We start from the raw sequence: 20,842 nt of genomic DNA on the forward strand, positions 1-20,842 counted from the left end.
ACGCGGCCGGGACGGCGGGTGCCGTCGTCCCGGCCGGCCAGTCCGGCGCGGCGCCCCTTACCGGGTGCCCGAGCCGGTGCCCGCGCCCTTCGACCCCGGCGACGATCCCGAGCCGGCGTCGTTGGCGCCGGTGCTGTTCGCCGTGCCGGACCGGCTCTTGTCGCCGGTCGTCGGGCCGCTGCCCGAGGCCCCCGGCGAGGCGCCCGATCCGGCATCGTTCGGCCCGGTGCTGTTCGCCGTGCCGGAATTGCTCGTTCCGGACGATCCCGAGCCGCCGGCGAGGGCCGGGCCGGCCGTCGCGACCAGAAGCGTGCCGGCGAGGATCGCTGCCGTCTTGCGCATGGGGTTTCCTCCTGTCGTCGTCTTGAGCGTTCGGGGGGAACCGGAGGGGCGGGGGCCTGTTCCGGATCGTCGCAGCCGAGGGGCTACCGGATCGGCCGGGTGTCGGGGGCCGCCTCGTCCCATTCGCGGTCCCGCTCTCGCAGCAGCTCGGCGCGCGTGCGGGTGGCCTGCGCCGCACGCGCGGTCTCGTCCTCGACCGCGGGGAGCGGCGGCTGCTCCGGTCGCAGCGCCCGGGCGAGGGCATCGACGAGGCGGTCGAAATCCGCGGCCGGGATTTCGAGCTCCGCCCGGAGCGCGTCGCACCGCCGCGCGGCGAGGTCGGCGCAGGTCTCGCCGGCCCGGCCGAACCGTGCGCCCGGGAGGGCGCGCAGCCGCTCGAGCCGCCGCCGGTCGGTCGCCTCCCGGTCGTGGTCCGCCCGCGCGCCCGCAACGAGCCGGGCGAGTTCGCCGAGGAGATGGTCCCGGATCGCCTCGACCCGCAGCGGGCCGATCTTGCGCACCGCCATGAGTTCGGCGGGCGAGGCGAGCGCCAGCATCGCCTGATCGGCGAAGCCCGCCTTGCGCAGCCGCGCCCGGACCGAGGCCGTCAGCAGCCCGCGGCCGTAGCCCCCGGCCGCGAGACGCTCGATCACGCCGTCGGGCAGGCCGTCGAACAGCGGCAGGCGCGCGCGGACCGCGTCGAACAGGGTGGGTTGCGGCTTCGGCATGTGGGCGGGAGCGGGTGAGGGAAACGTACCGGCGCATTCAGCCCGGAAGCGCGGGCGCTGCAAGCCGTCCCGCCTTTCGCCCGCCGCCCCGATCCCTGCTAAAGGTTCCCGCGCGGACGGACACGGAGCTTCCCGGTGCGTTTCAGAGCCTTGGCGCGCGTTCTGGTCGTCCTGGCCCTGTCGGCCTGTCCGGCCGCGGCCGAGCCCCTTCTCGTCGTCGGCAAGGATTTCACCGAACAGGGACTCGTCGCCGAACTCACGCGGCAGCTGCTCGCCTCGAAAGGCTTCGAGGTCCGAAAAATCCAGGGCCTGAGCACCTCCGAGATGCACAAGCATATGTATCGCAAGGAAGGCGACATCTACTGGGAATACACGACCACGCGCCTGTTCCTGACCTACGGCGACACGGCGAACTACGACAAGGATGCGGCCTACGCGCGGGTGCGCCAGCTCGACCTCGCCAAGGGCTACACGTGGCTCAAGCCGACGGAGGTCAACAACACCTACGCCCTGGCGATGCGGGCAAAAGGCTCCGAGGAGACGAAGATCACGACGATCTCCGAGCTGTTCGCAGCCATCGATAAGGGCGCCAACCTGATCGTCGGCATCAACACCGAATTCGCGGAGCGCCCCGACGGGCTGGAGCCGCTGGAGCGCGCCTACGGCAGCCGCTTCCCGCGTGCATCCATCCGGCAGGTCGATACCGACTACATCTATCAGGCGCTGCGCATCTTCGGCGTCGATGTCGGCGTCGTGTTCGCCACGGACGGGCGCATCAGCGGCTACGACCTGAAAATCCTGCGCGACGACAAGGAGTTCTTCTTCAACTACTTCCTCGCGCCGGTCGTGAAGACCGAGACGGCGCAGGCCCATCCGGCCCTGGTCGAGGCGCTGGAGGCCCTGGCGTCGAAGCTCGACGGCGCGACGATGACGCGGCTGAACGCGGCGGTCGATGTCGAGCGGCGCCTGATCCGGGACGTCGCCGCCGCCTTCCTGAAGGACAGCGGCCTCGTTCGGCCGGAGCGCTGATCAGAATTCCGCGTCGTAATCGTCGGCGATCGGGGGTGCCGGCGGCCTCTGTTGCCAGCCGTCGGCGATGGCGCGGGGCGCCGCCACGGTCCTGGGCGGGCTCGACAGCATCGTGAACCAGAACGCGCCCGTGGCGAGCGCGAAGGCCGCCAGGAAGACATTGAGAGCACGCATGGGAATGCTCCCCGTTCGAGTGCCCCCCGTGACGAAGCCCGAGGATAGGCCCGTCCCGCCGCGGAGGCCAGCGACAAGTGGCGCACCTTGCCAAAGGGCATTGCATCCCCGGCGAAGGCCCTTCAGGTTGCCGCCATGTCCGATGACGGTCGCCCGCAGCGCCCGCTGCCCGAATGCCTGACGCGGTTCCTGTCCGATCCGGTGCCCCAGGCGCTGCCGGCGCGGCCGGTGCCCCATCCTGGCCCGCGCGCCGTCGGAACCGCGCGGCCGAACCGGGCGCTGCGCATCTTCCTGGCCTGGGCGCTCGCCTACAATGTCCTCGGCTTCACGATCATCGTTCTGCTGTGGCAGAGCCTGCGGTAGGAGCCTCGGCTTTCAGGCGAAATGCAGCAGCGCGCCCCCCGCCAGCGCCAGACCGAGGGCGGCGGCGCCGGCCGGGGTGACGAGGCGGGGGCGGTAGGACAGCAGCAGGACGAGGCCGACGCCCGCGCCCGACAGCGCGCCGATCCACTGCACCGGCCCGAAGTCCCAGCCCTCCGCCTCCCCGGCGACGACGAGGCCCAGCACGAGGCCGGCCCAGCCGAGGACGCGCAGCAGCACGACCCGCCGCCCGCTCGGTTTGGTGCCGAAGATGTCCGCATGGTGCCGGTTCAGGCTGAGGCAGAGCGCGGCGAGCGCCGCGAAGCTCAAGCCGAGATTGAGCGCGAGGATCGCAGGCGTCATGCGCGGGCCCGCTCCCCCGGGGCCGCGAAGACCGGCGCGCGCCGAGGCTCGGAGCGGGACGGGCCCCGGTAGCGCGCGACCCTGCGGGCCGCGAAGGCGAACAGGGCGGCAAGCGCCAGCATCGCCCCGTCGAACCACAGGAACAGCGCCTCGCCCTCGCCGAGCCGACGCAGGGGATGCGCCTCGACCATGGCGATGTCGGCGGCCACGACGGCGAGGCAGAGGCCTGCGACCAGCACCAGCCCCTCGCTCCAGGCCCGGCGGTGCGGCCGGGCGAGCGGGATCAGCGCGGCGGCGATCCAGGCGGCGAAGAAGGCGCGGATTTCCCAGGCCGAGCGGCCGGGAAGTTCGGGCGGCAGCAGCCGGTTGGCGAGGAAGTAGACCGCGACCGCCGCGGGCAGGCCGATGATGCTGCCGATGTTGAGCGCCTGGACGAGCCGCAGGCCGAGGGGGGCTTCCGCCTCCGCCTTCGGCAGCCGGGCGAGCGACCACAGCACGAGGCCGGTCGCCACCATGGCCGAGCCCATCACGCCGCAGAGGAAGAACAGCAGCCGCAGCGCCGGCCCGGCGAAATGCGCCTCGTGCAGCCCGACCATCGTGGTGAAGGTCTTGGCCGCGAGCTTGAGGCCGCCGCTGCGCACCTCCAGCACCGCCCCGGTCACGCCGTCGAAGGCGACCTGCGGATGCTCGTGCGAGAGGCCGTGCGGCTCCTCGAACACCGCGACCACGGTGGCGTGGGCATCGTTCCGGTTGACGATGGAGAGCCCCTCCAGGGTCTCCGGCACGGTGGCGAGCGCCTGCGCGACCATGGGCCCGACCGGGGCCGTCGCGGCGGGCCGGTCGGCGGGCAGGCGCGGCGCGGTGATCTGGCCGGATTCGGCGAAGAAGGTCAGGCTGTCGCCCTGGTAGGCGGTCGTGACGCCCCAGGGCATGTACATCAGCGAGAGCGTGACGATCCCGGTATAGGTGATCATCAGGTGGAACGGCAGCGCCAGCACCCCGGTGACGTTGTGGGCGTCGAGGAAGCTGCGCCGCGGCGCCTTGTCCCGGCGGAACGTGAAGAAATCCGAGAAAATCCGCTTGTGGGTGACGATGCCGGAGATCAGTGCGACCAGTAGGGTCATGGCGCAGATTCCGACGATCCAGCGCCCCCAGAGCGGCGGCATGTGCAGCTCGAAGTGGAAGCGGTAGAGGAAGTCGCCGCCCGTCGTCTCCCGCACGGGGGCTTCCGTGCCGGTATGCGGATCGAGCAGCGCGTGGCCGGACGGCCGGCCGGGCCCGTGGCGCCAGAACAGGTCGAGCAGCGGCCGATCCGGCTGCGGCAGGCCGATGAACCAGCTCGACGCATCGGGCGCCTTCGCCTCCAGATAGGCGACGGCGCGCTCCGCGACCGCGGGAAGGTCGGCCGCTGCCGCCGACTGAACCTGAGTCAGTTCGGGCCGCATCCAGCGGGTGATGTCGGCGCGGTAGTAGCTCGCGGTGCCGGTGACGAAGATCGCAAACAGCACCCAGCCGACCACGAGGCCGGACCACGTGTGGAGCCACGCCATCGATTGACGGAAACCGCCCTTCACGATGCACCTCCTGCCAGGACGAAGGGCCCCGCCGCCAGCCACAGGCCGGCGCCGAGGACGAGGATCGCGCCGAGGACCAAGGCGGCGGCGCGCCGGAGCGTGGCCAGGGCGAAGACGAGCACGACCACGCCCGCGAGGATCGCGAAGCTGAGGAGTGTCGCCGTCGTCACGGCCTCTGAGCGCGGCATCGGCAGCGTCACCGACAGCAAAGCGGTCGAGAGCGCGGCCACCGCGTAGCCGCCGCCCGCCGCCAGCACCACGCGCCCGAGGATCGCGGCCCGCTCGATGGGTCTCGACGCGGCCATCAGAAGGTAAAGGACGCCGAGGCGATGAAGGTCCGCGGCGAGCCGACCGTCACGAAGGTGCCCGTGGTGAGCCAGTAGCGGTCGTCGGCGACGTTCTCGACGTTGAACCGGAACACGGTCGGCCGGTCGTAGACGAGCGTGGCGTAGCGCAGGCCCAGATCCACCCTCGTCCAGTCGGGAAACCGCACCGTATTGGCACTCGTGAGATAGGAGCCCGAGGTGTAGAGCACCCGGCCGTTGAGCGCGAGACCCGGCACCCAGGGGGTGTCCCATTCGAGGCCGGCCGAGGCGGTGAGGTCCGGCACACCCGCGGCGTCGTTGCCGCGCTGGAGCGGGTTGACCGGCTTGGTCAGTTCGGGGCGCAGGAAGGTCACGCTGCCGAACCCGCGCAGGCTCGGCAGGATCGCGCCGTAGGCCGAGAGTTCCAGGCCGCGGTTGCGCTGCTCGCCGTTGTAGCCGAGCGTCGTTCCCCCGGCGACCACGGTCTCGGCCAGTTCGGGCCGGCTGATCTGGAACAGGGCCGCCGTCGTCGTGACGGTGCCCCAATCGACCTTGATCCCGACCTCCTGCTGGTCCGACTTGAAGGGCGCGAGGATCGACCCGCGATTGACGTAGTTCTGCGCCACGACGGTGCCCGAACTCAACCCTTCCGCGTAGTTGGCGTAGAGCGAGACGTTCTTCCACGGCTTGAACACGATGCCGGCGAGCGGCGAGACCGCGTCGGCGTCGTACTCGCTCGTGCGCGCTTGCGTGGTCTGATCGTAGCCCCTCTGGTTCACCACCTGGTAGCGGACGCCCGCCGTCAGCAGCACGGTGTCGTCGAGGATCGACATCGTGTCGGCGAGCGCCACGCTCGTCAGCGTGGTGTCGGCGTAGCGCCGCGGCGCGATGCGCTCCCCGTTCACCACCGGCAGCGGCGAGGGGTCGTAGATGTTCGAGGGCACCGACTCGCCGGCCGAGTTCGCGATGTAGGCGTAGGCGTCCTCTCGCGAGAAGCCGGTGAAGACGAGGTTCATCGAATGGTTGACGAAGCCGGTGTCGAAGCGCGCCTTCACGCCGGCATTGCCGCTGACCGAGTTGCTGGTGGAATCGTAATAGGCGTTGATGAGGCGGAAGTTGCCGAGCGCATCGACCCCGTTCGAGATGCCGAAGACGCGCGAATCTGGAAAAGTCTGGTTGTTGGAGCCCGCGCGATAGCCGATCCCGCCATAGGCCGTCAGCCAGTCGGTGAGGTCGTATTCGAGGAAGGTCGCGACCGTGTTGTCCCGCTGCTTGAGCAGCGTGCCCGGGTACCAGTTGCTGCGGGCGTCGGGCGGGCGGGGGATGAAGGGGATGTCGGGCAGGAAATTCACCTGCGGGCGGAAGTTCTTGGTGTCGTCGTTCTGCGAGATGACGTCGAGGGCCCAGCGCAGCCGCTCGCCCTGATAGTCGAGCGAGAGGGCGCCCAGCCCGGTCTGCCAGTTGCCGTCGTTGATCGTGGCCTCGCCGGTGCGGGCCAGGCCGTTGAACCGGATGCCCCATTCCTTGTTGTCGCCGGCCCGCGTGCTCGCATCGAGATGGAGCCCGAAATTGCCCGCGCTGATGAATTGCGGCGTGACCTGAACGAACGGCACGTCGAGCGCGCGCTTCGTCACGATGTTGATGCTGCCGCCGACGCTGCCGCCCGGCGGGATGCCGTACATGAAGGCGCCCGGCCCCTTCAGCAGCTCGATCCGCTCGATGTACTGCGCGGCCACGCGGTTGGAGGAAACCAGCCCGTAGAGGCCGTTCAGCCCCACGTCCTGGGCCTGCACCGGGAACCCCCGGATCACGAACTCGTCGCTGAAGCCGTTGCCGGCCGTGGTGAGGCGCACCGAGGAATCGTTGACGAGCGTGTCGGCGACGGTGCGCGCCTGCTGATCCTGGATGATCTGCTGGGTGAAGTTGGTCGTGCTGAACGGCGTGTTCAGGACATCCTTGGTGCCGAGCACGCCGAGCGAGCCGCCGCGGGCGATCTGACCGCCCGCGTAGGGCGGCGGTAGGTCTCTCAGGAGCCCGACGCCCTGGCCCGCCCGCCCGTAGCCGGTCCCCGAGCCCGCGACCGAGATTTCTTCCAGCTGCGTCTCCGCCTGCGCCCTCGCGCTCGAGGCCGAACCCGCCCAAGCCAAACCGACCGACGCGGCACCGATCAGGGCGTGAATCGAAGTCGTCGCAAGGGCCGAACCTATACTGCGCACAATCGTGTCCTTGTTCGTGGATCTGGGCCGAATTTTCGGGATATTGACTAATTCAACAATATTTGACGCAATTTATTCAAATGCGTCTCGCCCCAACGACCAGATGGATACGCGCGACCGAACGATCGGCGTCATGGTTCGGGTGCCGACGTTGCCCCGGCTCGCGACGGGCTCGGGCATAGGGCCGACGGCGCCCTGCGCCCGTGTGCCGGGCGGCACGAGGCCATCAGTTGTGGATAGCGGAGCGGAACCCAGCGGGTGCAGCGCTCGCGAACAGGCGCACCCGATACCTATCATTTGATGGTATTGAATCATTGTTCCGGCCAAGAGGCGAATGCAGGTCGCTCGGGATCGCCTTCGCTATGCTCGCGCATCACGGCGATGTGAGCGGACTCATACAGACATTTCTCGGAACGCAAAGTTTTGTATTATAGATTTATTCAAAAGTAATTCTGGAGTGATTCCAAGAAGCGGCGCATGCGCTCTCGGCGACGGCCACCGACCGTGCGGCCGGATTGCCGGAGGGTCCGGCCGGGCGTGCGGACGGGGCCGAGCCGTTCGACCGGCATGGCGAACGCGCCGGGCCGCTTCGAGGCGGCACGGATCGTCGCCCGACGCCGCGATGGGCGTCGGACGGGAAGCGGGCGCAGGATCGGGCAGAGCCGCGCGGGCGGAGCTGCGACCGTTCAGCCCCGACCGTGTTCTCAGGACTGGAGAAAAATCAGCCTTCGATCGGCTTCAGGTCCGCGCGGAAGCGCCGCCCGTTGCCGACATAGGATTCTGCGGCCTTCCGCGTCGCCTCGGCGTAGTCCGGGTCGCCCGAGGCGATGCCGCGGGCCGGCACGCCGACGATGAGGCTGCCGTCGGGGAACTCCGCCCCCTCGCGCACCAGGGCGTTGGCGCCGACGATGCAGCCGCGGCCGATGCGGGCGCCGTTGAGGACGGTCGCGCCCATGCCGATCAGCGTGTCGTCGCCGATGGTGCAGCCGTGGACGATGGCGCCGTGGCCGACCGTGACGCCCGCGCCGAGGGTGAGCGGAAAGCCCGGATCGGCGTGCAGCACCGCGTTGTCCTGGATGTTGGTGCGGTCGCCGACCGTGATCGGGTCGTTGTCGCCGCGGATCACCGCGCCGAACCACACGCCGACATCGAGGCCGAGCCGCACCCGGCCGATCACGTGCGCCCCCGGCGCGATCCAGATGCGGCCCGCGTCGGCGATGGTCGGGGCGTGCTCGCCCAGCCGGTAGAGCGTCATGGTGCCTCCTCGTCCGTCCGCCCGCCCGCCGCAGGCGCCCGTTCCCATGTCGAGCGTCCGGCGGAGGATGTCGAGGCGGGGCGTGATCGCCATCGCGGGCGACCCGGCCGCGGGCGGGGGGCGAAGGCCCGGCCCGTCACCGCGTCCGCCCGGGGGCCCTACACCCTCCGCGCGTTCGGTTCGGCGATCATCGGCATCAGGTCGACCGTGCGCTCGCTGACGAGGCCGGCCTGCATGGCGAGCCAGACGAGATGCGCGTCGGTGCGCGCGCCGATCTTCGCCTTGATGCCGTAATGCTTGTTCTGCACGGTCTTGGTGCTGAGGTTCAGCGCCTCGGCGATGGCCTCGGTCGTCAAGCCCGAGGCGACGAGGTGCAGGATCTCGACTTCCCGGGGCGACAGGTCCGCGATCGGCGTGGCCGGGCGCGAGGCGGTCCCGGCGGAGACGGCCCGCGCCATGTCCTCGCTGAGCGCCCGCCCGCCCGCGAGCACGGTGCGGATCGCCTTCACCAGTTCGGCGGGCGGGCTGCTCTTCGTCACGTAGGCGCAGGCGCCCGCCTCCAGCGCCTTGAGGGCGAAGCCGATGTTCTGGTGCATCGAGAAGACGAGGATGCGGGCCTGCTTGTCCCATTGCCTTATGTGGCGGAGCCCTTCGAGGCCGCTCGGGCCCGGAAGCGACCAGTCCATGATGACGATCGTCGGCGTGCAGGCCTTGTACAGCTTGTAGGCGTCCGCGGCGGTCTCGGCCTCGGCGACGACCCGGTGTCCGGGCTGGCGCTCGAGGAGCCGCCGGTAGCCCTCGCGGACGACCGGGTGGTCGTCCACGAGCAGGATGGTGACGTCCTCGCTCATGCGGCCTCGCAGAGGGGTTCGGTGGTGAGCGGGATCAGGGCGGCGACCCGGATGCCGCCTTCCGCGCGGGCGATGGCGAGCCGCCCCCCGAGCGCCGCGACCCGCTCGCGGATGCCGAGGATGCCGAAGCCCGACGCGTTGGCGATGCGCGCCGGATCGCCGCCGCCGTCGTCCTCCACGACGACGGAGATCGCCTCGCCGGTCCGTCCGCTCCCCGTCAGGCTGACCTGCACGCGGTCCGGCGTCCCGTGCCGGACCGCGTTCGTCAGGCATTCCTGGACGATGCGGTAGACGTTGAGCGCGGCCGAGGCCGGCATCACCGAGAGGTCGCAGCGGACGCTCAGCGAGAAGACCGGCTTGCGGACCGTCTTGAGGTTCCAGCTCTGGATCAACTGGTCGAGGCTCGCCCCGAGGCCGATCTCGTCGAAATCAGGCGGCCTCAGGCGGCCCAGCGCGTCGCGCAGCGTGCCCATCATGCGCGAGGCGATCGTCCCGATGGCGACCGCGTCGCTCGCCAGATCCGGCCGCTCGGCGGCGCCCATCTCGATCGAGGCGGCGAGCGCGCTCGTGGCCGTGAGGCATTGCCCGAACTCGTCGTGCAGCTCGCGCGCCAGCAGCCGCCGCTCGTCCTCCTGGATCTGGAGCAGTTGCCGCGTCAGCCGCAGGCGCTCCGCGTTGGTGTGGGCCAAGCGCTCGGCGAGATCCTCGACGGCCTCCGCGATCAGGCGGAACTCGCTCGCGCCGAACCGCGGCAGGTGGAGATCGGTCCGGCCGCCGCCGAGCGCCTTCAGGCCGCGGATGATGGTCAGGCCCGGCCGCAGCGCGTGGCCCAGGATCAGGAAGGCCAGGACGCTGAAGCCCACCACGGCGGCGAAGACGGCGCCGGTGGCCAGCAGCACCTCGTGCCAGGCCTGCCGCATGGCGGCCTCGGGCAGCGGCGAGGCCACCACGAGCCCGGCCTCCTTTCGCTGGATGATCAGGGGCCGCGTGACCGGCAGGCTCTCCCCGAACACCGCGTCGTAGAACGTCTCGAACCAGCGCGGGGCGCTGTCGCGATAGCCGGCCCAGTCGCTGCAGAGCCGCTGCGGCGCCTCCCCGGCCGGCAGGAACGAGACGCAGACCGTGGGGGCGATCTCCCGCAGGGTCGCGGCCGTCTGCCAGTTGGGCGAGGCGAGCCGGGCGGCGGCATGCGCGCTGCCGAGCCAGACATGCGACTGCAGCACCCGCACGACCCGGTCGGCGGAAGCCGCGGCCTGCGCCTGGATGCTCCGGTGCGCGTCGAACAGGACCCAGGCAGACGTCGCCGCCAGGCAGAGCATCGCGACCCCGACGAAGCGCAGAACCAGACCCGGCAGCAATCGCATCGGCGCGGCGTCCTCCATCGATACCGGACGTTGTACCCGGATCATTCTTCGCACGATCCCGCCCGCGCAAGCGAGACGGCGCAGGATGATACGGCGAAGGTCGGGCAAATTGCCCATGTCGAACCACCCTGTTCGGGGTTGCATTTCCTCGGAATGCCAGTAGCCTCAAATCGGTATTCGTCTGTATTCATCCATCATATCCGTGGAGATTTGTGGCAATGCGCCGATCTTGCCTGCCGGATATTTTGGTTTGATTCTTCACTCACCTTGGGGGCGTCGGCGGATCGAGCGGTCGGCCGTGGTCGCCCTGGCGGCGGCCGCGGGCGCGCTCGCCCTCGCGCTCACGCTCGACCGGTTCGCGACGGCGGGAAACCTGTTCGCGCTGCTGCGCAGCATCTCCGTCGTCGGCATCCTCGCGCTCGGCATGGCGCTCGTGGTGATGGGGCGCAACATCGACCTGTCGCAGGTGGCCGTCGCGCTGATCTCGACCGGCGCGGTGGCGAAGATGCTGGCGGCCGGCGTCCCGCTGCCGGTCGCCCTCCTCGGCGGCGCCGGCCTCGCGCTGGCGATGGGGGCGGTCAACGCGGGCGCCGCCACGCTCGCCGGCATCCCGCCGCTGTTCGCGACGCTGGCGACCGCGATGCTGTTCGTCGGCCTCGCCCGGTCCAGCATCCTGCCGGGGGCGAGCATCCACCTGCCCGCCGACGCCGGCTGGCTGGCGGGTCTCGGCGGCAGCCTCGGCGGCGTTCCGGTGCCCCCCCTGGTGCTGGCGGCCTGCGCCGTCCTCACCCACCTCTTCCTCGAGCGGACCGTGCCGGGGCGCTTCGTGCGCGCGGCCGGGATCAACCCCCGGACGGCGGCGGTCGTGGGCCTGCCGGTGCTGCGCACGGCCTGGCTGCAATATCTGGTCTCGGCGCTCGCGGCCTTCGTCGCCGGGCTGATCATGCTGTCCTCGTCCGGCCTCGTCGATCTGCAGCTCGCGAACTCGACGCTGATCTTCGACGTGCTCCTCGTCGTCGTGCTCGGCGGCGTCGGCCTCTCGGGCGGACGGGGCGGGATCTTCGGCGTGATGGCCGCCACGATCCTCGTCGGCCTGATGATGAACGCGATGACGATCCTCGATGTCGGCTCGCAGATGCAGAGCATCGCCAAGGGTTTGGCCCTGCTCCTCGTCCTCCTCGCCGACGGCGTGCTGCGCCGCGGCGAGGCCCCGGCGGCGGGGATCTGAAGCCCCCCCCGCGCCCCGCCACGAACCATCACGAAAAAGCTTCAAGGGAGGACACCATGAGACGGACCGCACGCGCCCTCGCCCTGCTGGGCCTGACCGCATCCGCGCTCCAGCCGGCCGGGCAGGCGCTCGCGCAAGCACCCGCGCCCGGCGATCCGCGCGCGCAGCTGCGCCCCGCCTTCGACCGGGCGGTGAAGGGCAAGACCGTCGCCTGGGTGCCGCTGACGCTCTCGACCACGATCGGCATGATCTGGACCAAGGTGATGCGCGACAACTTCGAGCGCTACGGCGTGAACTTCGTCGTGCGCGATCCGAACTTCAGCCCCGACGCGCAGTTGCAGGCGGTCAACGCGGTGATCAACGAGCGGCCCGACGTGCTGATCGTCCAGAACGCCAACGTCTCGGTGCTGGCCCGTCCGCTGAAGCGGGCCATGGAGGCCGGCATCCCGGTCATCCAGGTGAACATGATGTCCAACACCGCCACCGACGCCTATGTCGGCGTCGACAACGTCGATCTCGGCCGCAAGGTCGCGCAGGACATCGTGCGGCAATGCGGCGGGGGCCGTTCCTCGGGCAAGGTCGCGCTGGTGCAGGGCGAGGCCACCGCCGCGGCGAGCCTCGAACAGCTCCAGGGCGCGATGGAGGTGTTCGAGGGGGAACCCTCGATCAAGGTCGTCTCCAGCCAGGCCGCCAACTGGGACAGCAACCGGGCCAACGCGATCACCGCCACCGTGCTGCAGCAGCACCCGGACCTGTGCGCCACCTACGGCTTCTGGGGCACGATGCAGCAGGGCGCCGCGCAGGCGGTGAAGGCGGCCGGATTGCAGGGGAAGGTCAAGGTCTACGCCACCACCGACGGCCCCCGCGCCGATTGCGACGCCGTCGAGCAGGGCCTGTTCCACAAGGTGCTGTCCTACCGCTCCGACGTGCAGGGCGGGCAGATCACCGACGCGGTCCTCACCGTGCTGCAGAACGGCGCCAAGCCCGGCACGAAGCAGCTCGTCTATCTCTCGAACAGCTACTGGGTCGAGGGCCGCAAGGACCGGGCCTCCTGCTTCGACCTCGATCCGCCGGCCGACCGCTAATCCTTCCTGGGGACGCCCGCCTCCTTCGACAAAGGGGGCGGGGCGTCCCGTGCCGAGCGTCGAGGATGTTTCCATGCGTCGAGCCGTCGAGCGCCTTGGAGCTGCGCCCGACCCCATTGGGTCGGGACGCAGCTCCAAGCCTTTGTTGGGCCGCGCTTCCTTTCGACGAACCGGCATCCACTTCGTCGGAAAGCGCTCCGGCACGCCCGAGACCCGGATGGCCGCCGCGGTCCTGGCGGTCATCACGGCGACCTTCGCGCTCCTCGTGCCGAACTTCCTGTCGGTCGGAAATCTCCAGCTCCTCGCGACCGACTTCGCCGAGCCGGGGCTGGTGGCGCTCGCCCTGTTCCTCGTCGTGCTCGCCGGCGGCATCGACCTGTCGCTCGGGGCGATCTTCGCGCTCGCCAACCTCGCGGCCCTGCTGCTGTTTCGCGTCTACGGGTTTTCCCTCGGCCTGACCGTGCCGGCGGTGATCGCGCTGGGCGCCGGCCTGGGGGCCGTCAACGGCGTCCTCGTCGCGGTGGCGGGGCTGCGCCCGTTCCTCACGACGATGGCCATGCTCCTCGTCCTGCGGGGCGTCTACGACCTCGTCTCGCAGAAATTCACCTTCGCGCTGGCATCCGCCGCCCATGACGGCGCGGTCTGGCAGTTCCTCGGCGGCGGCCAGATCCTGGGCGTTCCGGTGAACCTGCTGGTGCTCGGGGCCGTCGCGCTGGGGCTGCACGCGATGCTGACGCGCACGCGGCTCGGGATGCACGTGATCGCCACCGGGTCCGACCCGCGGGCGGCCCGCCAATCCGGGGTGCGGGTGGAGCGGGTGCGGTTCTGGGTCTATCCGGCGGCGGGCGCCATCGTGGCCGGCGCCGCGATCCTCTACGCCGCCCGCCAGGACGCCGCCGGCTCGAACGTCGGATCGGGCTGGGAGGTGGCCGCGCTGACCGCCCTGGTGATGGGGGGCGCCAGCCTCACGGGCGGGCGGGGCGGCGTCGTCAACGTCCTCGTCGGCGCAGCCAGCCTCTCCCTCCTGTCCGGCGGACTCCTGAGGCTGAACGCGCCGGGCAACGCCGCCTCGGCGGTGATCGGCGCGAGCCTGCTGCTCGCCGTCGGGGCCGGCATCGGGTTCGCCCGCAGACGCGAGGGCAGGCGCGCCGCAGCCGTCACGGACGCCGCGCCCGGCGGCACCGTTCCCGAGGCGATGGTTCCCAAAGCGACCTTGCCCGAGGCGACCGTTCCCGAGTCTGCCGGCGCGCCCGGCGGCGGCCTGCACCTGCGCGGGATCGGCAAGAGCTACGCGGGCACCGTCGCCCTCGACGGCATCGACCTCGCCTTCGCCTACGGCGAAATCCACGCCCTCGTCGGTCAGAACGGGGCGGGCAAGTCGACGCTTTCGGGCATCGTCGCGGGCGAGACCCGCCCCGATGCGGGAACGATCGCGCTCGACGGCCGCCCGCTCGCCTTCGCCACGCCCGCGGACGCGAACGCGGCCGGCATCGCGATGGTCTATCAGGAGAGCAGCCTCGTCCCGGACCTCACCGTCGCCCAGAACCTTCAGCTCGGCGCCGAGCCCTTCCTCCTCGACCGTGCGGGGGCGCGGGCGGAGGCGCGGGCCGCGATGGCGGCCTGGGGCTGGCGGATCGACCCGCGGACGCGGGCGGGCGATCTCGACACGGCGGCGCGGCAGGTGGTCGAGATCGCCCGCGCGGTCCGGCGGCGGGCGCGCCTGATCGTCTTCGACGAGCCGACGGCGGCCCTGACCCCGCCGGAGCGGGCCACCTTCTTCCGGCTGATCCGGCACCTGCGCGCGCAGGGGAGCGCGGTGGTGCTCGTCACCCACGCCCTCGAGGAGGTGCTGGCGCAGGCCGACACCGTCACGGTCCTGCGCGACGGGCGCCGCGTCGCGACCGGCCCGGTCGCGGGCGTCACGCGGGCGGACCTCGTGCGGATGATGGTCGGCCGCACCGTGCCGGACGAAGCCGCGCCGCGTCGCGAGAAAACGCCCGCGGATCGCGACGGCGCCCCGCCCGCCCTTGCGGTCGTGCGGGTGCGGGCGGGCGCCGCGGTCCGGGACATGAGCTTCGAGGTGAAGGCCGGCGAGGTGGTCGGCCTGACCGGCCTCGTCGGCGCCGGCCGCACCGAGACGGCCCGGCACGCGGTCGGCCTCTACGCGCCGCGGCGCGGCGGCGGCGCGATCCGGCTGCACGGGCGGCCGGTCGCGTTCTCGGGGGCCGGGCCGGCGGTGCGGGCCGGGCTCGTCTACGTCACCGAGGACCGCAAGACCGAGGGGCTGTTCGAGAGCCTGTCGGTGGAGGAGAATATCGTGCTCGGCATCCTGGCGACCCGGCCGGGACGCCGCTTCCTCTATCCGCGGCAGTCGATGCGCGCCCGCATGGCCCGCCCCTGGCTCGACGCGCTGCGGGTGACCGCGATCGATGCGGGCGGGCCCCTCGGCACCTTCTCGGGCGGCAACCAGCAGAAGGTGGTGCTTGCCCGCGCCCTGGCGCAGGCTCCCGACGTGATCCTCGCCGACGAGCCGACCCGCGGCGTCGATGTCGGCGCGATTCCCGAAATCCACGCCGCCCTGCGGCGGGCGGCGGGCGAGGGCAAGGCGGTGCTGGCGATCTCGTCGGACCTCTCCGAGGTGCTGAGCCTGTCCGACCGCATCGTCGTCGCCCGGGCCGGGCGCGTCGTCGCCGCCTTCGACGCGGCCGAGGCGCGCGAGGAGGCCATCGTATCGGCCGCGATGACGTGACCGGTGCTCAGGCGTTGCGGCCGGCGGACGGGCGGCTCGTGGCGAGGGCCCCGGTCCCGAGCAGGACGAGCGGGACGGTCGTCAGCGCGCACAGGCCGCCGGCCCAGAACGGCGCGGAGGGGCCCATGAGGTCGAGGCACGTGCCGCCGAGCAGCGAGCCGGCGCCGATCGAGAACTGGACGGTGAAGACGAACAGGCCGGTGACGCTCTCGGGCGCCTGGGGATAGGCCCGGAACATCCAGGTCTGGAGCGAGACCGGCAGCGCGCCGTAGCCGATGCCCCAGACCAGCAGGCAGGCCGAGACCGGGGCGAGCCCCTGCGGCTGAAGACCGAGGCTCACGACCGCGAGGCCGATCCCGGTGTAGGCGGCGAGCAGGACCGGCCGCACGTCGGCCCCGATCAGGGTGGAGGCCGACAGGTTGCCGAGGATCGTGCCCACGCCGTAGATCGCGAACAGCAGGCCGACGAGCGCGGCGTCGATCGTCGGGTTCACGGCCACCAGCGGCGTCACGTAGGTGTAGGCCGCGAAGTGGCCGCTGAAGGTCAGCAGGGTCATGACGAGCCCGATCGCGACCGGGCCGTAGCCGGCGCAGGCGCGCAGCCCGCCGAACGACGCGGCGGTCCGCGACGGCAGGCTCGGCAGGACGCGCCACTGCACCGCCAGGATGCCGAGCGAGACGGCGGCGGTGGCCCAGAACGCCTGACGCCAGCCCAGCGTCTCGCCGATCACCGTGCCGAGGGGAACGCCGACGACGGTGCCGAGGGCGATGCCGCTGAGGATGATGCCGGTGGCCCGGACCGAGCCGGGGCCGGGGACGAGGCGGGGGCCGAGCGATCCGCCGATCGTCCAGAACCCGCCGACCCCGATCCCGAGCAGGACGCGCCCGAACAGGACCGGGCCGAAGCTCGTCGAGACCGCGACCATGACGTTGGAGGCGACGAACAGGAAGGTCAGGACCAGCAGGATGTGCCGCCGGTCGAGCCGGCCGCTGAAGACCGCCGCCAGGGGCGCCGTCACCGCCGCGGCCACGCCCGGCACCGTGATCAGCAGCCCCGCCTGACCCGCGCTGACGTCGAACTCCCGGGCGATGGCCGGCAGGAAGCCGACCGGCACGAACTCGCTCGTGACCAGGGCGAAGGAGGCGACGCCGAGCGAGAGCACGGCGATCCACTTCGCCGCGCCGGCCTCCTGCGCGCCCGGCCCATGGCCGGAGGCGGCCCCCGGAGAGGCCTCCGCGGCGGTCGGCTGCGATGTCGTCATGGAAGCCTCGTGGAGCTAGAGCATCGGCCCGAAAGGTGGGAACCGGCTTTCGGAAAAAGCCGATGCGGCACAAGAACCTAGCGCATCATCCTGGATACGATATCCAGGACGATGCGCTAGAGCGCATTCCGACGAAGTGGTTGCCGGTTCGTCGAAAGAATGCGCGGCAAAACAAAAGCTTAGAGCCGTGCGCACGTTCCCGTTTGATCGAGCACGGCTCTAAGTGCCGTCCGAAGGAGCCGCGCGATCAGGCGCCGGAACGGAGATATCCGTCGCCCTCGGCGGGGACGGGCGCGGTCGCCGCGGCGCGCGGGCCGGCGGATGCGGGGGCGGCGCGCTCGGGAGCGGAGGGGTCGCCGGGGCGGTCGGTGAAGCCGCTCGGGAAGGTCAAGCCGCTCGGGAAGGTGAAGCCCTGGCCGCCGCGGACGGCGGCCAGGAAGCGCTCGACGGTCGGCGTCGTCATGCCGGTCGCCCCCTTCCGGATCGCCGTGGCCGAGATCCGGTCGGTGCGGGGCACCGGATAGGGCACGATGCGCCCGCAGGCCTCGAAGATGTTGCGCACCCACATGCCGCCCGGATCGCTGCCGTGCAGGCCGTGGAAGCGGCTGCCGGGATGGAGCGATTGAATGTGGCGGGCGAGCCCGAGGAAGCCTTCGCGCTCGTAGAGCGCCGGCCGTTCGAGCACCTGCACGACGCCGTCGAGGCCCGCGTCCCGGATCGAGGCCTTGAGCAGTTCGTTGCGGACCTCGTACTCGTAGAACATATTTCCGGTCGGAAAGTAGTTCCTGTTCGGGTCGGCCTTCGCCGTCCGGGCATAGACCCGCATGCCGTCCCGATGGTCGTAGCGCAATTCGCCCGAGGCCAGCGCATCGCGGTGGAGCTTGGGCACCGTCGTCGGATGGACGTAGACCCGCTCGAGCCCGCGCGTCCGGATCGCGGTGGCGATGATGTCGATATGCGTCCGGTGGACCGGGTTGAACGTGCCGAAGAAGAGGCCGATGCCGCCGCGCTGCCGCGACCGGGCCGCGTGGTCGGAACCGAGCCCGCGCACGAGATCGACGGCGAAGAGGCCCGCCGCGGCGGCCAGGAGCGCGAGGCCGAGCGGCGCCGTCGCCGGATGGAGGGCGAGCGCCAGGGACCAGAGCGGCGGGGCATAGGCCAGGACCGCGTTCGAGACCCGGTCCCCCCGGCCGCGATAGGCGAGCCGGGCCGCGAACGCCTGGGTGCCGGCCGAGGCGAGGCACAGCAGGAGCCCGAGCCACACGACGCCGGGAACGGCGGAGGCGGCGGCGGGAACCGAGAGGCCGGCGAGAACCGGTCCCGCGCCCGCGGCGGCCCGGACGGCGCGTCCCGGAAGGAGGAGGCCGGTGCGCAGGTTGAGCGCGTCCTCCAGCGCGATGCCGCGCCGGACGTACCGGGGCAGGAGGACCGTGCCGGCCGCACACAGGCAGAGCGCGGCGACGAGGCCGGCCATGCCCGCGCCCGACACGGCGGCGCCGGCCGCGACCCCCGAGAGGGCCGAGGCGGCATAGACGGTCGTCCGGCCGCGAACGAACAAACGCCCAAAGATTTCCGGTCGGCGCAGCATCCTGTCCATCCTCGGCAAGCAGCGTGGCCGACCCGATCGGCATCGGGCCGGCGTCGGTCGAGCGCCGGGACCGGAGGCCGTCCTCCGGTCGAGGGGCGGGGTTCAGGCGGGACAGTTCGGATAGATGCCCTTGTACTTCTCGTAGGCATACGGCCCGTATTTGAGGGCCGCGGCATCGCTGTCCGGCTGCACCGCGGACGGATCGACGAGGGTTTCGTAGTTCGGCTGGAAGAAGAACGGCAGCGAGATCCGCGACCGATCGGTCAGGACGCGATGCTTCGTCGCGACGTAGGCTTTCCCGGTCCAGTACTGGAGCATGTCACCGATGTTGCAGATGTAGGCGCCGGGGATGACGGGGGCGTCGAACCAGCGCCCGTCCCGCCCGAGGATCTGCAATCCGGGGCTGTTCGACAGGAGGATCGTCAGGCAGCCGTAATCGGTGTGGGCGCCGCAATTGAAGTCGCCGATCTCGATGCCGCCGAGCGACGGATCGGTCGGCAACGCGTCGGACATCCGCCGCACGTTCTCCGGCTCGGGGTAGTGAACCGTCCTGAACTGCCAGAAGGAACGGCCTGCGAAAGCTTTGGTGAAGTAGTCCGGTTCGAGCCCCAAGCTCAGTGCGATCCCCTTCATCAGGTCGAAGCCGAGTCCGCATTGCTGCTCGGTGTACCGGTTCACCCGGTCCCGGAAGGCCGGGAGGTCGGGCCAGATGTTGGGGCCGTGGAGCGGCTTACCGGCGGCCACGTCGGGATCGCTCGCAGGGAGATCGACGCTGAACTCAAGCAACTCGTACGAATTCCGCTTGCCGTCGGCCAATTCCGACAGGACCGGCGAGTAGCCCCGAAAGCACCGGCTCCGGCGGGCCATCGACAGCTTCATCTTCTCGTCGAGCGGCAGAGAAAAGAACTCGGACGCGCTCGAAAACGTCTCCTCGATCAGGCTTTCGGGGATGCCGTGGTTCACGACATAGAAGAAGCCGATCTCCCGACAGGCATCGCCGAGCTGACGACCCACGTCTTCCCATCCGGAAGGGTCGTCCGACCTGAGCGGACCGACATCGATGACGGGAATCGTCTGAATTTCCACAGATTCCTCCGGCGCTGTTTCTTCGTATCCGTTGGGGCGGTTCTTGTCCGGCCCGGACGCATTTGCAACCGCCGAGAATCCTCACACAAGTCAAAATGACCGTCCGAGATCATGGTTCGATACCGAACGATCGGCACCAAGACGCTGTAATACCTCACCAAAAGCATTCCTGTTCTTGAGCCGGGCGGCCGGATGTCGGGCAATTTGCCCGATGGCGCGCGGGCAAATTGCCCGTCTTTGGCGAGAGACCGCGCATTCCGGCTCCTCTTCGTGCACAACAGCAAACCTGAGGGTTAATGCGCTGGATATTTTTCGACTCTAAAGAAATTTACCCTTGACCGCCTCGCCTTCCCCGTGTCCCTATCCTCAAGCCTCACGCCAGGGGCGAATTCCCAAAAACTAAGTAATCAAGAAGCTGTTGCCGCAAGGCCGGAGGAAACACGCATGCTCGCTCATGCCGCAAACGAGAGTTTGGAGCAGAGATCCGACGCGTTCGGCGTATCGCATCTGTTGGCGGACGCGCTCTCGACCATGGAATTACCGGGCGACGGTTCCGCTGCGGAACTGGCCGCCCTGCACGAGCAGTTCGTGCGCTACGGGTACGTTCGCCTCCCGGCCTTCCTGTCGGGGGGCGCCCTGGCGCAGTTCCGCCTCGAGATGTCCAAGCTCGAGAAGGTCGCGATGCGGCGCGGGTTCGACATGCCGGGCTACGACACGCCGCGGCGCCTGTCGGTGCTCGGCGGCAGCCTGATCCGGAAGAACTCGTCCGAGCTGGCGGGCCTGTACTACCACCATGCCATCCGCAGCTTCGTCGAGCGCGTCGCGGGCCGGCGCATCTACTCCTGCCGCCATCCGGAGGAGTTCATGGTCGCGAACTTCCTCCAGACCACCGGCGACACCCATGGCTGGCATCTCGACGACCCGCCGCTCGCCCTCGTGATCTTCGCGGAGGCGCCGGCGCCCGGCGGCGGCGGCGAGGCCGAGATGATCGTCAACTGGCACGATCTCTGTCGGCGCAAGGACCGCTCCGTCGATACCGGCATCGCCGACCTCGTCGCGTGGTCGCGGGACAACGACCTCGTCGAGCAGCGCTATCACGGCGTCGGCGACGCCTATCTCCTGCGGGCCGACCTCAACCTGCACCGCGTCGCCCCGCTCACCGCCCGGGGCGAGAAGCGGTGGGTGGTCAACCTCGCGTTCCAGACCGAGCCGGTCGGCAGCTACGGCGAGACGGCGAGCCTCCTCTACGCGCCCGATTCCGATGCCGGCCGGGCGGCGCGCGCGCCGGCCTGCACGGCGGCCTGA

The 20,842-nt window shown here is 70.7% G+C and carries 19 protein-coding genes; 6 read left to right on the top strand and 13 right to left on the bottom strand.

The window, feature by feature from the left end:
- Nucleotides 1-57: 57 nt before the first annotated feature.
- Entirely contained in the window at nucleotides 58-342 is a 285-nt protein-coding gene (locus tag AAHG03_RS09310; RefSeq protein WP_342150347.1) for a hypothetical protein, read from the bottom strand.
- Nucleotides 343-425: 83 nt separating this feature from the next.
- Nucleotides 426-1,049: a hypothetical protein gene (locus AAHG03_RS09315; RefSeq protein ID WP_342150348.1), complete on the bottom strand. Its 624-nt coding sequence runs from the start codon at nucleotides 1,047-1,049 to the stop codon at nucleotides 426-428.
- Nucleotides 1,050-1,184: 135 nt separating this feature from the next.
- On the opposite strand from AAHG03_RS09315, the gene AAHG03_RS09320 reads away from it, so the two are divergent.
- On the top strand, nucleotides 1,185-2,078 hold the full coding sequence (locus AAHG03_RS09320; RefSeq protein WP_342150349.1) for a glycine betaine ABC transporter substrate-binding protein: 894 nt from the start codon (nucleotides 1,185-1,187) through the stop codon (nucleotides 2,076-2,078).
- Here the strand turns inward: AAHG03_RS09320 and AAHG03_RS09325 are convergent, their stop codons facing one another.
- Complete coding sequence (locus AAHG03_RS09325; protein ID WP_342150350.1) at nucleotides 2,079-2,252, bottom strand: hypothetical protein; 174 nt, start codon at nucleotides 2,250-2,252, stop codon at nucleotides 2,079-2,081.
- Nucleotides 2,253-2,387: 135 nt separating this feature from the next.
- On the opposite strand from AAHG03_RS09325, the gene AAHG03_RS09330 reads away from it, so the two are divergent.
- Nucleotides 2,388-2,615 carry a hypothetical protein gene (locus tag AAHG03_RS09330; protein ID WP_342150351.1) on the top strand — a complete coding sequence of 76 codons (228 nt, stop codon included), beginning with the start codon at nucleotides 2,388-2,390 and terminating at the stop codon, nucleotides 2,613-2,615.
- Between the two features lie 12 nt (nucleotides 2,616-2,627).
- Here AAHG03_RS09330 and AAHG03_RS09335 read toward each other — a convergent pair whose 3' ends face one another.
- The 7 genes from AAHG03_RS09335 to AAHG03_RS09365 all read right to left on the bottom strand — a co-directional run bounded on the left by AAHG03_RS09335 (nucleotide 2,628) and on the right by AAHG03_RS09365 (nucleotide 10,540).
- Complete coding sequence (locus tag AAHG03_RS09335; RefSeq protein WP_342150352.1) at nucleotides 2,628-2,975, bottom strand: DUF3325 domain-containing protein; 348 nt, start codon at nucleotides 2,973-2,975, stop codon at nucleotides 2,628-2,630.
- Nucleotides 2,972-4,549: a PepSY-associated TM helix domain-containing protein gene (locus tag AAHG03_RS09340; RefSeq protein ID WP_342150353.1), complete on the bottom strand. Its 1,578-nt coding sequence runs from the start codon at nucleotides 4,547-4,549 to the stop codon at nucleotides 2,972-2,974. Before AAHG03_RS09340 ends, AAHG03_RS09335 begins: the two co-directional genes overlap by 4 nt.
- Complete coding sequence (locus AAHG03_RS09345; protein WP_342150354.1) at nucleotides 4,546-4,854, bottom strand: iron transporter; 309 nt, start codon at nucleotides 4,852-4,854, stop codon at nucleotides 4,546-4,548. Before AAHG03_RS09345 ends, AAHG03_RS09340 begins: the two co-directional genes overlap by 4 nt.
- Entirely contained in the window at nucleotides 4,854-7,001 is a 2,148-nt protein-coding gene (locus AAHG03_RS09350) for a TonB-dependent receptor (protein WP_342150355.1), read from the bottom strand. Before AAHG03_RS09350 ends, AAHG03_RS09345 begins: the two co-directional genes overlap by 1 nt.
- Nucleotides 7,002-7,791: 790 nt before the next feature.
- Complete coding sequence (locus AAHG03_RS09355; protein WP_342150533.1) at nucleotides 7,792-8,325, bottom strand: gamma carbonic anhydrase family protein; 534 nt, start codon at nucleotides 8,323-8,325, stop codon at nucleotides 7,792-7,794.
- Between the two features lie 158 nt (nucleotides 8,326-8,483).
- Nucleotides 8,484-9,176 carry a response regulator transcription factor gene (locus tag AAHG03_RS09360; RefSeq protein WP_342150356.1) on the bottom strand — a complete coding sequence of 231 codons (693 nt, stop codon included), beginning with the start codon at nucleotides 9,174-9,176 and terminating at the stop codon, nucleotides 8,484-8,486.
- Complete coding sequence (locus AAHG03_RS09365; protein WP_342150357.1) at nucleotides 9,173-10,540, bottom strand: histidine kinase; 1,368 nt, start codon at nucleotides 10,538-10,540, stop codon at nucleotides 9,173-9,175. The genes AAHG03_RS09360 and AAHG03_RS09365 overlap by 4 nt, the downstream gene beginning before the upstream one ends.
- A gap of 298 nt (nucleotides 10,541-10,838) precedes the next feature.
- On the opposite strand from AAHG03_RS09365, the gene AAHG03_RS09370 reads away from it, so the two are divergent.
- The 3 genes from AAHG03_RS09370 to AAHG03_RS09380 all read left to right on the top strand — a co-directional run bounded on the left by AAHG03_RS09370 (nucleotide 10,839) and on the right by AAHG03_RS09380 (nucleotide 15,602).
- Nucleotides 10,839-11,768 carry an ABC transporter permease gene (locus AAHG03_RS09370; protein ID WP_342150358.1) on the top strand — a complete coding sequence of 310 codons (930 nt, stop codon included), beginning with the start codon at nucleotides 10,839-10,841 and terminating at the stop codon, nucleotides 11,766-11,768.
- A gap of 56 nt (nucleotides 11,769-11,824) precedes the next feature.
- Nucleotides 11,825-12,853 (top strand): sugar ABC transporter substrate-binding protein, encoded by a 1,029-nt coding sequence (locus AAHG03_RS09375; RefSeq protein WP_342150359.1) that lies wholly within the window; start codon nucleotides 11,825-11,827, stop codon nucleotides 12,851-12,853.
- 217 nt (nucleotides 12,854-13,070) lie between these two features.
- Nucleotides 13,071-15,602, top strand: coding sequence for an ATP-binding cassette domain-containing protein (locus tag AAHG03_RS09380; RefSeq protein ID WP_342150360.1), 2,532 nt, complete (start codon nucleotides 13,071-13,073; stop codon nucleotides 15,600-15,602).
- Nucleotides 15,603-15,609: 7 nt separating this feature from the next.
- On the opposite strand, the gene AAHG03_RS09385 is transcribed toward AAHG03_RS09380, so the two are convergent.
- From AAHG03_RS09385 to AAHG03_RS09395, 3 genes are all read right to left on the bottom strand, one after another.
- Nucleotides 15,610-16,863: an MFS transporter gene (locus tag AAHG03_RS09385; RefSeq protein ID WP_342150361.1), complete on the bottom strand. Its 1,254-nt coding sequence runs from the start codon at nucleotides 16,861-16,863 to the stop codon at nucleotides 15,610-15,612.
- Nucleotides 16,864-17,110: 247 nt separating this feature from the next.
- Nucleotides 17,111-18,451: a nucleotidyl transferase family protein gene (locus AAHG03_RS09390; RefSeq protein WP_342150362.1), complete on the bottom strand. Its 1,341-nt coding sequence runs from the start codon at nucleotides 18,449-18,451 to the stop codon at nucleotides 17,111-17,113.
- A 102-nt stretch (nucleotides 18,452-18,553) separates the two neighbouring features.
- Nucleotides 18,554-19,537 (bottom strand): isopenicillin N synthase family dioxygenase, encoded by a 984-nt coding sequence (locus AAHG03_RS09395; RefSeq protein WP_342150363.1) that lies wholly within the window; start codon nucleotides 19,535-19,537, stop codon nucleotides 18,554-18,556.
- Between the two features lie 444 nt (nucleotides 19,538-19,981).
- Here AAHG03_RS09395 and AAHG03_RS09400 point away from each other — a divergent pair, with 444 nt between their 5' ends.
- The gene (locus AAHG03_RS09400) at nucleotides 19,982-20,842 is read left to right on the top strand and encodes a HalD/BesD family halogenase (protein ID WP_342150364.1); all 861 of its coding nucleotides are present in this window, start codon (nucleotides 19,982-19,984) and stop codon (nucleotides 20,840-20,842) included.

It is taken from the genome of Methylorubrum subtropicum (assembly GCF_038442325.1).
Lineage (GTDB): Bacteria > Pseudomonadota > Alphaproteobacteria > Rhizobiales > Beijerinckiaceae > Methylobacterium > Methylobacterium subtropicum.